Annotated in this window: 15 protein-coding genes; 7 read left to right on the top strand and 8 right to left on the bottom strand. The window is 38.1% G+C overall.

Annotated features, from left to right (window positions below):
- Positions 1 to 372 precede the first annotated feature (372 nt).
- From cydX to cydP, 4 genes are read right to left on the bottom strand one after another with little or no spacing between them, the layout of a single operon-like run.
- A complete protein-coding gene (gene cydX, locus A5N85_RS00720) occupies positions 373 to 480 on the bottom strand; it encodes a cytochrome bd-I oxidase subunit CydX (protein WP_072575504.1) in 108 nt (35 codons plus the stop codon).
- Positions 481 to 493: 13 nt separating this feature from the next.
- On the bottom strand, positions 494 to 1,639 hold the full coding sequence (cydB, locus tag A5N85_RS00715) for a cytochrome d ubiquinol oxidase subunit II (protein ID WP_072575503.1): 1,146 nt from the start codon (positions 1,637 to 1,639) through the stop codon (positions 494 to 496).
- Positions 1,626 to 3,194, bottom strand: coding sequence for a cytochrome ubiquinol oxidase subunit I (locus A5N85_RS00710; RefSeq protein WP_072575502.1), 1,569 nt, complete (start codon positions 3,192 to 3,194; stop codon positions 1,626 to 1,628). Before A5N85_RS00710 ends, cydB begins: the two co-directional genes overlap by 14 nt.
- Complete coding sequence (gene cydP, locus A5N85_RS00705) at positions 3,194 to 3,385, bottom strand: cytochrome oxidase putative small subunit CydP (protein ID WP_072575501.1); 192 nt, start codon at positions 3,383 to 3,385, stop codon at positions 3,194 to 3,196. Before cydP ends, A5N85_RS00710 begins: the two co-directional genes overlap by 1 nt.
- 279 nt (positions 3,386 to 3,664) lie before the next feature.
- On the opposite strand from cydP, the gene A5N85_RS00700 reads away from it, so the two are divergent.
- From A5N85_RS00700 to A5N85_RS00670, 7 genes are all read left to right on the top strand, one after another.
- A complete protein-coding gene (locus A5N85_RS00700; RefSeq protein WP_143143134.1) occupies positions 3,665 to 4,246 on the top strand; it encodes a ComF family protein in 582 nt (193 codons plus the stop codon).
- A gap of 128 nt (positions 4,247 to 4,374) precedes the next feature.
- Positions 4,375 to 4,926, top strand: coding sequence for an inner membrane-spanning protein YciB (locus A5N85_RS00695; RefSeq protein WP_072575499.1), 552 nt, complete (start codon positions 4,375 to 4,377; stop codon positions 4,924 to 4,926).
- A complete protein-coding gene (locus tag A5N85_RS00690) occupies positions 4,923 to 5,198 on the top strand; it encodes a BolA family protein (protein WP_072575498.1) in 276 nt (91 codons plus the stop codon). The genes A5N85_RS00695 and A5N85_RS00690 overlap by 4 nt, the downstream gene beginning before the upstream one ends.
- Positions 5,195 to 5,812 carry an NAD(P)H-dependent oxidoreductase gene (locus A5N85_RS00685; RefSeq protein ID WP_072575497.1) on the top strand — a complete coding sequence of 206 codons (618 nt, stop codon included), beginning with the start codon at positions 5,195 to 5,197 and terminating at the stop codon, positions 5,810 to 5,812. The genes A5N85_RS00690 and A5N85_RS00685 overlap by 4 nt, the downstream gene beginning before the upstream one ends.
- Positions 5,805 to 7,889, top strand: a complete 2,085-nt coding sequence (locus A5N85_RS00680; RefSeq protein WP_072575496.1) for a monovalent cation:proton antiporter-2 (CPA2) family protein — start codon at positions 5,805 to 5,807, stop codon at positions 7,887 to 7,889. Before A5N85_RS00685 ends, A5N85_RS00680 begins: the two co-directional genes overlap by 8 nt.
- Before the next feature lie 132 nt (positions 7,890 to 8,021).
- Positions 8,022 to 9,074 (top strand): metallophosphoesterase, encoded by a 1,053-nt coding sequence (locus A5N85_RS00675; RefSeq protein ID WP_072575495.1) that lies wholly within the window; start codon positions 8,022 to 8,024, stop codon positions 9,072 to 9,074.
- Positions 9,075 to 9,230: 156 nt separating this feature from the next.
- On the top strand, positions 9,231 to 9,422 hold the full coding sequence (locus tag A5N85_RS00670) for a CsbD family protein (RefSeq protein WP_072575494.1): 192 nt from the start codon (positions 9,231 to 9,233) through the stop codon (positions 9,420 to 9,422).
- A 56-nt stretch (positions 9,423 to 9,478) separates the two neighbouring features.
- Here the strand turns inward: A5N85_RS00670 and A5N85_RS00665 are convergent, their stop codons facing one another.
- From A5N85_RS00665 to A5N85_RS00650, 4 genes are all read right to left on the bottom strand, one after another.
- Complete coding sequence (locus A5N85_RS00665; RefSeq protein WP_072575493.1) at positions 9,479 to 9,685, bottom strand: hypothetical protein; 207 nt, start codon at positions 9,683 to 9,685, stop codon at positions 9,479 to 9,481.
- A gap of 122 nt (positions 9,686 to 9,807) precedes the next feature.
- Complete coding sequence (locus A5N85_RS00660; RefSeq protein ID WP_072575492.1) at positions 9,808 to 11,031, bottom strand: HlyD family type I secretion periplasmic adaptor subunit; 1,224 nt, start codon at positions 11,029 to 11,031, stop codon at positions 9,808 to 9,810.
- An 11-nt stretch (positions 11,032 to 11,042) separates the two neighbouring features.
- Positions 11,043 to 13,220 carry a type I secretion system permease/ATPase gene (locus A5N85_RS00655; protein WP_072575491.1) on the bottom strand — a complete coding sequence of 726 codons (2,178 nt, stop codon included), beginning with the start codon at positions 13,218 to 13,220 and terminating at the stop codon, positions 11,043 to 11,045.
- Between the two features lie 15 nt (positions 13,221 to 13,235).
- Positions 13,236 to 14,500: TolC family protein (locus tag A5N85_RS00650; protein ID WP_072575490.1), on the bottom strand; the 1,265-nt coding region annotated here is incomplete at its 5' end.

Genomic DNA, 14,500 nt, shown 5'->3' with positions numbered 1-14,500 from the left:
MCAGCTATAGACGGTGAATTTGCTGATCTTGTAGCGCTTTGCAACAGCGCGCCAAGTTTCTCCATTAGCAATATCGTTAAGAATTTTCTGTCGGAATTGGCTGCAGTAGGTCATAGGATATGCTCAGTTTGTTTTTGATAATTCTACTACAAGTTGTTCTTTATATCTGCTTTGGATAGATTGGATTATAAGTGATTTTACTATACTATCAAGCAATTAAGTATGGTGCATGTGGATTTCTTTGCAAGCCTTTTAATGAGGAAGATTTAGTGGCAGCTGTAACTAAGGTTATTAATGTTGCGTAATTTTTTCTCCAATTGATAAGAGCCGCGAGTTGCGGCTCTTATTTTTTATTAGTAAAAAAGATTTTGGTTATTCAACGTTTTGATCTCGGTCATGCTCAAAGTCGCCCCACATCGCATTTAGGATTGAAAGGCAAACCGCAAATCCTAATCCTAATATCCAAGCAAAATACCACATGATTTTTCTCCTTTTAGTAGGCGCTGTGTTCGTTTTCTCTAATATATTCTTTAGTCACTTTACCACGCATGATACGGAACGCCCATGCGGTATAAATTAAGACTATCGGCATGAGAATAACAGAAGCAATTAGCATCACCAATAGACTATGTTGTCCAGAAGTGCTGTCCCAAATGGTTAAGGAGGTGTTAGGTAAAGTAGATGAAGGAAGCAAGAATGGGAACATACTTGCGCCTGCAGTTGAGATAATTGCTAGAACAGTGGCAGACGAGCAAAGAAAGGCAATAAATGTTTTACCTTTATTGGTAAAAATCCAAGCGCCAATAATACCTAAGTAAGCCAATATCGGTAAGGTAATAATCAAAGGATAATGACGATAGTTTGCTAACCATGCCCCTGTTTCTGTTATGACGGTTTTATTGAGAGGATTACTGGCACCAGCAGTATCAATGGCGCTAGTAATTAAATAGCCTTTTATACCAAATGCAATCCAAATACCGGCGAGCGCAAATAAGATGCCTGTTAGCAGTCCACTAATTTTAATCACCGGTAAGCAGCGATTGTGGATTTCTCCAATGGTCCGATGGCTTAAATATACGGCACCATGAAAAATAATCATGGTGATAGATAGTAAGCCACATAGCAAAGCAAAAGGGTTTAGCAATGCCCAAAATGAACCGGTGTAATAAGAGCGTAAATCGCCGTCTAAGTAAAAAGGCACTCCTAATAGTACGTTTCCAATGGCCACGCCAAATAAGATAGGTGGGAAAAAAGACCCAATAAATAGTCCCCAATCCCAGGCAAAGCGCCATTTATGCTCTGGCATTAAGCTACGATATTTAAAGGCAACAGGGCGGAAGAAAAGTGCCCATAAGACTGCCATCATCGCCCAATAAAACCCTGAAAATGCTGTGGCATAAACCATAGGAATGGCTGCAAATAAAGCACCACCAGCGGTAATAAACCATACTTGGTTTCCTTCCCAGTGCGCACTAACGGTATTGATGATGACTCTACGTTCTTCATCGGTTTTTCCTAAAAATGGCAGCAAGCTACCAATGCCCATATCATGACCATCCATAATGGCAAATCCGACAAGCAGAAAAACCATTATGAGCCACCAAATAAATCGCAGTGTTCCATAATCAAGCAATTCCATGGCTATCTCCTTTCATTTTTTCTAAGGCATAACGTCCTGTTCCTAAGCTAGAAGGTCCAAGTTTGGCATAGCGAATCATCAAAAACATTTCGATGACGAGCAAAATAGTATAGAAGGTAATAAAGCCGGCTAATGAACCATATAAGGTTGCAGTTGATAGACTAGAGGCCGACATATTGGTCGGTAACATGCCATAAACTGTCCAAGGTTGGCGACCATATTCAGCAACAAACCAGCCGCATTCAATGGCAATCCATGGTAAAGGAAGGCTAAACAATGCTGCACGCAATAACCATTTTTGATGATGAAAAGTACCTTTAACTGAAAACCAGAAACTAGCAATAAATAATGCGAGCATAAGGAAACCGCAACCGACCATGAAGCGGAAGCTCCAAAATATGGGAGCGACTTTAGGAACAGAGTGACGTGCGACGGTTTTGATTTCTTCTTCGGTTGCATTAGTAATGTCATTACCTGTTCGAGATTTAAATAGGAATCCAAACCCTAAATCTTCCTCATATTCTCTAAAGACTTTTAACGCTTCGGTATTATGTTTATCTTTTTGTAGGATTTCTAGGGCTTGCATCGCTTTTAGACCATTGCGAATGCGTTCTTCATTTTCTGCAATGATTTCTCTAATGCCGGGAATGGGGGTGTCTAGGGAGCGTGTACCAATAATGCCCATTACCCACGGAATTTCGATTGCCCATTCATTTTTCATTTCTTTTTCATTTGGCCAAGCGATAAGGTTAAAAGAAGCAGGAGGCGGTTCAGTCTCCCACATAGCCTCTATGGCTGCCATTTTGGTTTGCTGTGCTTTAGAAATGGAATAGCCAGATTCATCGCCAAGGACAATTACTGAGCAAATAGAGGCTAATCCAAAAGCAGCTGCAATTCGAAAGGATTTTTTGGCGAAATCGATATCACGTTTGCGTAGCAGATACCAAGAAGAAATGGCAAGAACAAAGACCGAGCCACAAACATAACCTGCACTCACGGTATGAACAAATTTGTTTTGTGCTTCTGGATTAAAAAAGACGGCTGAAAAATTAGACAGTTCCATCCGCATGGTTTCAAAATTGAAGGTTGCGCCAACGGGATGCTGCATCCAACCATTTGCAATCAATATCCATAAACCAGAGAGATTTGTGGCAAGCGCAAGGAAAATGGTAACAAAAAAATGTTGGCGTTTAGAGAGGCGATTCCAACCAAGGAAGAATAACCCAATGAGAGTTGCCTCGAGGAAAAAAGCCATTAAGCCTTCAATGGCTAGTGGTGCGCCAAAAATATCACCGACGTAGTGAGAATAATATGCCCAGTTGGTTCCAAATTGGAATTCCATCGTGATACCAGTGGTAACGCCAAGCGCAAAGTTAATACCGAAGAGTTTTCCCCAAAATTGAACCATGTCTCGATAAATAACTTTATTAGTCATTAGATAGCAAGCTTCCATAATAACCAATATCCAACACAGTCCTAAGGTGAGGGGGACAAATAGGAAGTGATATAATGCGGTAATTGCGAATTGTAGGCGCGAAAGCTCAATAACATCCATTATTCAGACTCCTTATGAAAATCGGCATGCATAGCAGGCGCAGAGAGCGCGCTCTCTGAAGTAACTTCTACTTTATGATGCGCAAAAAAGAACCACCAAATTAGGCAAATTGCAAAGAGTTTTACCACAAGAATAATCACTATTTCTTGTAGTAATGAGAGTTGTTGCCAATAAGTTCGTAAGCTACACATAACACTCCATATTGGATTAAATGTTCTTTTTATAACGTTTATCATAGTCATAAAGATGACAGTTAATTCATAGTTTACGCTTTAAAAATTTTTACACAATAGAAAAATCAAAAAAAAATTCCATAAAAAAATTAAATATTCTATGAAGTTATTAGACTTTTTAGATGAATTTATCTCTCTCTTAATAGAAATAGATAAGGGTTTTTATTCTAAAAATGGTGCTTCTTAGTATCTCGAAAAGCATTATCTTCAAGGAGGTTGTCGCGTTAAAATAATAAGATGTTTATAAAGAAGTTCTGCTTTTCTACTTATTTACGGCAATGGTTGCCTTTAAGCTGTTTTATCTGCCATCAAGCGACTTCAACGACTTTATGTGCGCAGTGTGATGCAAACTTAACAGTTGCACCGATACATTGTCGCTGCTGTTTACAGGTTTTGCAGGAAGAAAACGCCATGTGTGGACGATGTTTGCAAGAAAAGCCTTTTTTAGATGGTCTTTATGTTTCAATGACGTTTGATGATTTTTCTAGAAAAATTATTTTGCAAGGGAAGTATGCTAATGATAGGGTGGCGTTAGATTGGATGGGGCGGTCGATAGCGACATTGGCATTGCCGTCGGTGGATGAGATTGTGCCTATGCCAATATCTTCAAAGCGATTGGCGCATAGAGGATTTAATCAAACGCATTTTTTAACGCGTTCTTTAAAAAAAGTGCGATATTATCCTGTTAATCGCTATTTATTAACAAAGCTAGAGCGTTTTCCACAATCTACATTACCTAGAAAATCCAGAAAACAGAATATTCAAGGAGCTTTTGTTGTCAATCAAAAGCCACCAGCTCGTCTTTTGCTGATAGGATGATGTTGCGACAACGGGAGCAACTTTATATGAAGCAGCAAAAGCTTTAAAAAAGGCAGGTGCGCAGAAAGTATATGCCGCTGTGTTTGCTGGTGTATTTTAATAATTATCTAATATAAAAGGAGTTTTTAATGCAGGATTTTTTGCCTGTCTTGGCATTTGTAGGAGCCTATGTCATCACGAAATGGATGGGGTATCCTGAGCAAGCCATGTTTGTGGCAACTGCCGTGATTATGGTGGTTACTTTATTACAAATTTTATGGATGCGTTTATCAGGAAAAATCATTGAGAAAAGACATTGGCTTACTTTAGCGGTTGTCTGGATTTTTGGAGGCATAACGCTGATTGTGCATGATGAGTTATTTATTAAGCTGAAACCGACGGTTTTAAATGTTGCTATTGCGGCTGTCTTTCTAGGGTCTCAATTTGTCGGAAAAGAAAATTTAACGAAGAAAATGTTACACGCTGCCTTTGATATGCCCGAAAGGTTATGGGTGCGCTTGAATATTGCATGGGTCATCTTCTTTTTATTAGAAGGGGGATTAAATATTATCGTTGCGCTTAAATTCTCCAATGATGTGTATGTTTCATTTAAGTTTTGGGGATTGATGGTACTAACGTTTTTGTTTATGGCGACACAGTTTTGGGTATTAAGAAAGTATTTACGTAAGGATTTGTCATGACACTGAATGTCCGTGCAAGAGAGATAGAATATCGTTTACAAGAAGCGTTTCAACCAACGTATTTAGAGATTCAGGATGATTCCGCTCAGCATATTGGTCATGCTTCTGCGGGAGGCGCGGGGCATTTTTCTGTCAAAATTATTTCCTCAAGTTTTGAGGGATTATCTCGTTTAGCTCGACACAGAGCGGTTTTTGCGGCGGTAGAAAGTTTATTAGGCACAGAAGTTCATGCGTTGTCAGTGATTGCACGAACGCCTGAGGAGGAATTATGAGGATTTTACTGTTATTTGCACATCCTGCCTTACATTTATCGCGTGTTCACGCACGCTTAATCCCGCTTGCCAAAAGTGCCGAACATGTCACTTTTCATGATTTATATGCGGAATATCCTGATGATTTTATTTTTGCTAAAAAAGAGCAAGCTTTATTAGATAAGCATGATGTGGTGCTGATGCAGTTTCCTTTTTTTTGGTTTTCAACGCCGGGAATTTTGAAAAATTGGCAAGATATTGTTTTAGAGTATGGCTATGCTTTTGGTGAGGGCGGAAAAGCGCTTAAAGGAAAGTATTTTGGCGTGATTACCTCAACAGGAGGGAGAGATTATATTTTCCAACGTGGACAAGGTTTTCGCTTTGCGGTGCGCGATTATTTAATGCCCTTAGAAAGCATGGCGAATTTATGTGGTATGAAGTATTTACCGCCTTTTGTTATTCATGATAGCCGACGGATTGATGAGGAAAAACTTGATTTATACGCGAGAAATTATCGTTTTTATTTAGATACTTTGCCGTCAGTTAAAAAGCATTATGGGGCATGGAAGCGAGCAGTTAATGTTAATAGCGTTTTGTTCGTGGGGAGTGCTAACGAGGAGGATAGCGATGACTGATTTGCTCCTTAAAATTACTATTTTTTTATTGGCAGCCATTATGGTAGTTCCATTGGCGAAGTTTTTGCGCTTAGGCTCAGTATTAGGCTATTTAGTCGCAGGCGTGATTATTGGTCCTTTTGTCTTAGGTTTTTTAGGCAGCAGTGAGCAAAGTTCTTTGCAACACGTTTCGGAGTTTGGCGTAGTAATGATGCTGTTCTTAATCGGGCTAGAATTAAAACCGTCATTTCTATGGAAGCTCCGTGTACCTATTTTAGGAATGGGCGGCTTGCAAATACTGCTGACAACTATTGCAATAGCAGGAATTGCAATTTTGTTTGATCAGCGTTGGCGACCTGCTTTAGCCATTGGGATGATTTTAGCGCTTTCTTCTACCGCCATTATTATTCAGACTTTAAGCGAAAAAGGGCTTTTGGGAACAAAGGCCGGACGTTCGGCTTTTTCAGTTTTACTGTTCCAAGATATCTCTGTTATCCCAATTTTAGCAATTTTGCCGTTATTAGCATTTTTTAGCATAGATGCTACGGGACACGGAGAAGGTAGTCCTATTGGAGAATGGTTATTACATCAACCGGGGTATGTACGGTTCTCAGCTATTTTGGGAGCAGTGGCGATTATTGTTGTAGTTGGGCGATTTCTTTCTGAACGTCTTTTCCGCTTGATTGCAGCAACAGGTATTCGCGATATTTTTACGGCAGTAGCGCTTTTTATTGTTGTGGGTGTTGCTTTGATGATGGAATCGGTAGGTTTATCTGCCGCATTAGGGACGTTCTTAGCAGGAGTTATGTTAGCGGATTCGGAGTATCGACATGAAATAGAACTTTCTATTGAGCCTTTTAAAGGATTATTGCTCGGACTATTTTTTATGTCTGTTGGTTCCAGTATTGATTTTAAATTGCTCATTGATAACCCTACGCGCGTAGCCATATTGGTTGTCTTATTGATAGTTGTAAAGTTTATTGTGCTGTTTTCGCTGGCAAAAATGTTTCAACATAAAAACATGCAAGCTTTATTATTTGCTTGTGTAATGGCGCAAGGCGGAGAGTTTGCCTTTGTATTATTTTCATTTGCAGAAAATAACTATATTTTGCCACGCGCAACGGCAACGCTGCTAACGTTGGTCGTCACGCTTTCTATGCTCATTACGCCTTTATTGATGATTCTTTATGATTTGCTGGCGAAAAAAGTTGCTAAATACAATATGCGTCGTAGCAATGAAGAAATGGATGATATTCATGAAAGTAATCCTGTTATTATTGCGGGTTACGGGCGATTTAATCAAATCATTGGGCGTTTATTGCGCGCAAATGGCTATGAATGTACGGTGTTAGACAATAATCCAAATGTTATTGCTACACTGAAGCGGTTTGGACAAAAAGTTTATTATGGCGATGCAACTCGTCCAGATTTGTTACAAGCGGCGGGGGCACAAAACGCAAAATTACTAGTGATTGGATTGCGTGATCCTGAGCAAAGTACGTTGATGATAGAAATGGTGCGTAAATATTTTCCGCATTTGAAGATTATTGCTCGTGCCAGTGACCGTTTAAATGCATATAAACTCATGGAATTAAAAGTTGACCACTTTCAGCGAGAAATGTTTTTATCTGCTTTAGAGTTAGGCGAAAAAACTTTAATTGAACTAGGGCAACATCCTCATACAGCGCATCGTCAAGCCAGAATCTTTAAAGAGCATGATGAAAAAATGTTATTAGAGCTCTATCAAGCGTGGAAAGAAGATCCACATTTGGAACAAGGACAACAACCAGGTGAGCAATATATTTCTAAAACACGTGCAATGTCAGAATCGTTTGCAGCAGTGTTAAGAAATGACCGTATTGCTAATGCGTTAATGGTTGAACACGACCATGCGTGGGAATCTGCGCCAACAGAAACAGAATTGATGGAGCGCGCTATTCAAGAAGAAATGTTAGCAGAGCGTGCTAGAGTAGAAGTGGAAAAAATGGTAGCAGCAGCTCAAATTGTACAAGTTGCCGCGAGTATTGAAAAAGCAACAGAAGCGGCTCAAAAAAATGAATCTTTTTGTGAAGAACAGAAAGATACGGGATCTATATAGCAGGACTCTAAAAAATACATACAGTACTTGAAGATAGGATGCTGTTTTCAAGGTAGATATTGAGTTAACGTTGTATGTATTTTTTGGGAAGTTGGCTATAACTGAGAGACAAAGGCAAAAAGAGGAAAAGTAATGCCAAGATGGATATTTATCTTATTAGTTGTTTTATTTTATCAAATACTTTTATGGGGGGTTACTTATAGTTTGCGTTGGGTACTTGGGCTAAATAGCTTTAAATGGCAAACTCTTACATTATTTATATTAGCTAATGGACTATTAGTGATTGCAATGATGCGTATTTATCATGGCAGTATAGCGGTATTTGCAAGTATCTTAGCATTATTGTGGATTTGGACAATAGTCGCTTTAGTGATAGCTATTTTATGGTTGATACTTGGACATAAAGCAGAAGTAACTTTACGAATCTTATTACCAGTTGGATTTCTTGGATTAGTTTTATGGGGATGGTTTAATGCGTATTCACCCGTTGTGCGATATTTTAACATTCATATAGATAAGCCAGTTAGCCCTTTTAAAGTCATGGTTGCCAGTGATTTACATTTAGGCAAACAAGTTGGCATAAAGGCACTGGATAAATTAGCAGCACTGGCTGAAAGAGAAAAACCAGATATTATTTTATTACCGGGTGATATTATCAATGATACCGCTGCACCTTATCTGGCTAAAAATATGTTTACGCATCTTGGTAAGTTGAAAGCAACTCATGGTGTTTATGCGACCCTAGGTAATCATGAGTTTTATGGCAATGCTAAAGAAAATGCAGATGCTATTCGCTTATCAGGAATTAAATTACTTAGAAATGAGAGTGTTGAAGTCTCTAAAAAGTTTATTGTGATTGGCAGAGATGATGATCATGCGGAGCATCGACCGCCTTTGGAAAAATTGATACCAAAAAATACACAATTACCCATTTTAGTTATGGATCATCGACCAACAGAAATAGAAGAGGCATCTCATCTACCGATTGATATTCAAGTATCAGGGCATACGCATAAAGGACAAATTTTCCCTGCAAATTTTATTACCAAACTTGTTTATTTATTAGACTATGGTTATAAAAATATCAATGATCGTCATTTCTTTGTTACCAGTGGATATGGTTTCTGGGGTATTCCATTACGATTAGGTTCTCGTGCTGAGATTTTTATTATCAATGTCAATTAAGTTTTAATACAAGATTTTCTAATAGCAATAAAATAAAAAATAAATTGAAGGTAATTTGTTTTTAATTAGTTGGCAAATACTTTTAAAATTTGATTGGTTATAATCATCAATATCGAGAAATCGATTATACAATACAGTTTTAAAAGGAGAAAATATATGAATTGGGATGAAATCCAAGGTAAATGGACACAATTTAAAGGTCATGTGAAACAAAAGTGGGGAGAACTCACTGATGATGATTTAGATGTTATCGACGGTAAAAAAGACGTTCTCGTTGGTAAACTTCAAGAGCGTTATGGTATTACCAAAGAAGAAGCAGAAAAAGCTGCAGATGATTTTGATATTTAAAAATATTTTAATCAATTAAAAAGCCGACTAATGTCGGCTTTTTAATTTTACATTTTTTAAGCTTTATTAAGACTGACGTTATCATCTGCATTTTTAATTGCAGAAACAAAAGCCGAATCATCAAAATTATCTTCGTGGGTCACAACAATTTTATCTTGCATGACATTTACCCATTTGACTCCTGAAATGGCTGAACCTGCATCTTTAAGAGCAGTGGTATTGTCTGCGGTAATTCCTGTAGCATTGAAAAGTGTTTGTGCCATATGTAAGCTCCTTGTTGGCAAAAATTAGTAGTTACTCTACTATTTCGTATTATAAAGGATGAATAGCTTATTTGAGATATGATATTTTTTTATATCAAAATGATAAATAACCTAGATTATTACTAGCGCTCACGCAAAGCTTGCTTCATTCGAGTAATTGGCTTGACAAGGTAAGTAAATACACTTTTCGTACCTGTTTTAATATCTACTGTTGCAACCATTCCCGGAATAATTGGTAATTCTTTTCCATTTTTATCGGTGAGTTGATTACCATGCGTTTCTACCAAAACACGATAGTATGATTGATTAGCATCAAGATTTAGCTGACTATGGCGACGTTCGTCTGAAAGCGTATCAGGAGAAATTAAAATCACTTTTCCTTCTAGTCCGCCATAAATAGAATAATCATAGGCGCTGATTTTTACTACAGCTTCTTGTCCCGGACGAATAAAAGCGACATCTTGTGGACGAATATAGGCTTGAACTAATAGCTTATCACCAATAGGAACGATTTCCATGATGGGTTCACCAGCGTTAATTACACCACCAACGGTATTGATTTTAATATTATTGACAATACCATTTACGGGGGCACGAATGATAGAACGTGCTACAGGGTCTGCATTTCTTGCAACATTTTCCTTAGCTTGTGCTAGCTCTGCTGCGGTACGCACCAGATTATCATTGGCCTCTGTCTTATAATGGTTTTCAGTTTCAGCTATTTTTAAAGCAAGTTCAGAAGATTGTTGTTGCATACGTAAAAGTTCAATTTCTGAAGAAACACCTCGTTTAACCATTGCTGATGTCCGACGAATTTGCTCGTCCAAAATACGTTTAGATTGTCTTAATCCGCTGAGACTTTCATCTAGTGCTTTCTTTTTGGCGTTATAAGCAGTTACTTCACGTTTACGAAGTTCTGGTGTAACACCTTCTGGAAATTCTAACGGTGTTCCGTATGCTTCCGCTTTATAGCGTGCTAGCATCGCTTCTAAGTTAATCATTTTGGCACGACTTTCACCAAGAATTGCTGAGCTTCTTGTATCATCGATGGTTGCTAAAACTTGTCCTTTTTTGACTTCTTCACCTTCTTTAACATTTAGTGTTTTTAATATCCCGCCATCTAAGCTCTGTATGACTTGTTGGCGTGAACTAGGAATAATTGAACCTTGTCCTACGGTCACTTCTTCTAATGTACTGTTATAAGCCCAGATTAAAAAACTAAGGCTTAAAGTAAATAATAAAATGACTCCCCACCACATTCCCCGATGCTTTTCTTCCTGCATAGCGGCATTAAGGTCGTTGACTAATTTTAAGTCCCTTTTACTAAGTTGTTCTTTTCTTGCCATGATATCAACCTTTATAAATTTTCAGAGGGCGTTGGACGTGTAGGTCGTAAAGCAACTGTTGGTTTATGTGACTGAGAACTAGGCTGTCCACTTAGTCGTTCTAAAACGGCTTTTTTCGGTCCGTCCATGACAATTTTTCCTTGTTCCATCACAATAATTCGATCAATTAAGGCTAAAATTTGAGGACGGTGTGTAACAACTATCATCGTTTTATCACCAATCCAATCTTTTAAGGCAGATAAAACTTGTTGCTCTGTATTTTGATCTAATCCATTCGTTGGTTCATCTAATAAAACAACAGAAGGGGATTTTAAAGTCATACGTGCAAGCGCAACGATTTGACGTTGTCCGCCAGATAAGCCTGCGCCGTCTTCCCCGATTGGCATATCTAATCCCATGGGATGATTCTGCACAATGCGCTCTAATCCGAATCTTCTTAGGGCATTAATTAAAACTTCATCGCTAAAAAAGCCATCGGCACGTGCCATATCCATATTATCGCGCAAACTGCCTAAGAATAATCTAGGCGCTTGTCCGAGTAGCGCGACATTATGACGAAGAAAATAAGGATCAATTTGGCGAATATCAACATCATCAAGCGCAATCATACCTTTTTCTTGTTCATATAAGCCTGACATGAGTTTTAATAAGGTTGACTTACCGCTACCAATACGACCAAGAATAGCCACTTTTTCGCCACTTTTAATATTAAGTGATAGATTATCAATAACTTTTCGGCTATCTTTTCCATAAGCAAAATCACAATTTTCTATGGTATATCGTCCTTGAACATGGTCAAGAATAATATATTGACGATCTGGGTGACGCTCAATAGGACGCTCTGCAATTCCATTAACGCCTTTTAAAGCAACTCTAGCTTGTTGAAAACGAACCGCTAATCCTGCAATTTGGGCAATAGGGGCAAGTGCGCGACCAGAGAGAATCACACAAGCAATCAATGCTCCCATACTAATTCTATTTTCAGGCACTTGTGCATGAATGAGATAAGTTCCCACTAAGACTAATGCAACCGTATTAAGCTGTTGCATTCCTGTTGCAAAGCTAGTGACGAGCATGCTGTAATCTTTGGTTTTAATACTAGAAGCAGCAGTTTTTGCTGTGTAATGGTCCCATTTTTTCTGCGCCCAACTAAAAGCATTATTGGCTTTTAAGGTTTCGACCCCCTCAATGGCTTCAACAGCTAAGCCTTGACGTTGAGAGGATTCACGCATAGATTCATTGATAGATTTTGCCAAAGGAATTTGTGCAAACAATCCGACAATGACGACCAAAGGCATAATAGATAACGGAATAAAAGCCAAAGGTCCTGCAATGGTAAACATCACAAAGATGAAAAGGAAAAAGAAAGGTAAATCAACGAAAGATAATAGACTGGCTGAGGTCATAAAATCCCGAACAGATTCAAAATCACGTAAATTATTTGCATAAGAACCTGATGAGATAGGTTTATCTTTCATTTTTAGCTGTAAGACACGTCTAAATAGAGCAGAAGAAATAATTAAATCAGCTTTTTTTCCTGCAATATCTGTTAAGTGTCCACGAATAAGTTTAGCAATAAATTCAAAAATAATGGCTAAAACAACTCCAATACTTAATGCCCATAGTGTGTCATAAGCTTTATTTGGAATTACTCGATTATAAACATTCATTACATATAACGAACTAACAAGTGCTAAAAAGTTAATGACAAAAGTGGTAATAATCACTTGATAGTAATAACGACGGAAACGCCAAATGACTTTCCAGAACCAACCTTTAGGTAAGTGATATTCAGGTAGTTCAGAGCGCGTATCTGCCTGAGCTTTTGGTTTCACATGCCAAATATAGCCTAGATATTGCTCTTCCAAATCAGATAAAGAAATTTCTCTCGGACCGACCTCATTAACTTCGATAAGTGCTGTTTGAGCATTTAGATTGATTTGCTTTAAAATAGCCGCTTGCTCATTTTTCAAGAGAATGACAGCAGGCAGAGTGAGATTGTGAATTCTTTTAAGAGGGGTTTTTTGAAGTTTATTATCAAAGCCTTGATGTGTTAATTCTTCAGAAAGAACTTTATAGTCAAAATCTCCGTGCGCATCGCGCGGTGTTAGACTTGCCAAGGTGATTGCAGAAACAGGAGTTCCATATATTCTAGTCAGTAAACTTAAGTGATCCAGCAGTGCTTGCATATGCTTTCCCTTGCGTTATTGTTTTTTTACTGCTGAGGCAGCAGACGGTTGTTGGATAATAATTAGATCGCCATTTTGATCGACACTAACAAAATTTTGTTTAGTTTCAGTTTCTTTACTTACATCGTATGATGTTAAAATCAAAGGTTCAGGAGGATAAAAAGTGGCTGTAGGAGATTTTTGTGTATTAGAACGATAAAGCTCTGGCATTTGTGCCCAGCGAGAAAGTCCACCTACGGCAGATAAATATTCTAATTTAGCGAGCATTAGTTGATATTGTGCAGAGACCTTACTCATTTTGGCACCTGCAAGTTCTCCATAAGCATCTACAACATTTAATAAAGTTCGCGTGGCAATTTTAAATTGATCTTCGTAATCAACGACAACTTGTTGTAAAGCGGCAATTTGTCTATCGGCAATATCAATTTGTGCACGATTTTTTTGCATATCAATAATTGCAAGTTCAGCTTGTTGTTTTAAGTTATCAACTAGCTGATCCATCTGCGCTTTTGCTGCGGAAATTCGATATTGTTGTTCTGTAATAGCAGGGGCTTTTTTACGATCAAAAACATCTATCGACATGGTGAGATAAACAGCGGCGTCCTTTCTATCGGCTTGCGCTTGTACATCAATACTAGGATAGCGTGCACGTTTAGCAATTTCTAAGTTAGCTTGATTCCGTTGTAATTCTTTTTCTTGCGCAAGATAGCTGCTGTTTTTAGTCAAACGTTCATCTGTGAGAGGATATTGTTCAAGTAAATCTTGAGCAGAAAGTTTTGTAAAAGGATCAGTTAATTCAGCGGCGCCAACAGCAGGTTGAACATAGCGAGCAATTTTTCTTAAGCTTAATCCTAAAGTTCTTTCATAACTAACAATGGATTCTTGGACTTTAACCAATCGTGCTTCTGCTTGTGTAAGCTCAGAGCGACGACCAGGATCGTATTGATTGATAATTTTTAATTGAGAAACAATATGGTTATGTAGCGCTAAATTATCTTTTGCAGCTTCTAATTGCATTTTTGCATAGAGTGCTTCTAGATAGTAGCCAGCTAATTTATAAGCCCATTCATCTGATTTTTCATTGAGCTTATAGCCATAATATTGCTCTTCTACTTCTCCGCGTTTAATATCGGCACTAATTTTACCAAAATCATATAATGTCCAATTTGCTTTTAAACCAGGAGTAAATTGATGACTATTACTCATGGTGTTTATCATGGGTTGATTTGCTGTCGCTTGTACAGTTGGATAACGAGCGGCTCTAGAACAAGCTAGAGCCG

The sequence above is a fragment of the Suttonella ornithocola genome (genome assembly GCF_001889065.1).
Taxonomy (GTDB): domain Bacteria; phylum Pseudomonadota; class Gammaproteobacteria; order Cardiobacteriales; family Cardiobacteriaceae; genus Suttonella_A; species Suttonella_A ornithocola.
Note: the sequence above shows the minus strand (reverse complement) of the source record. Positions and strands in the feature narration are given on the sequence as shown.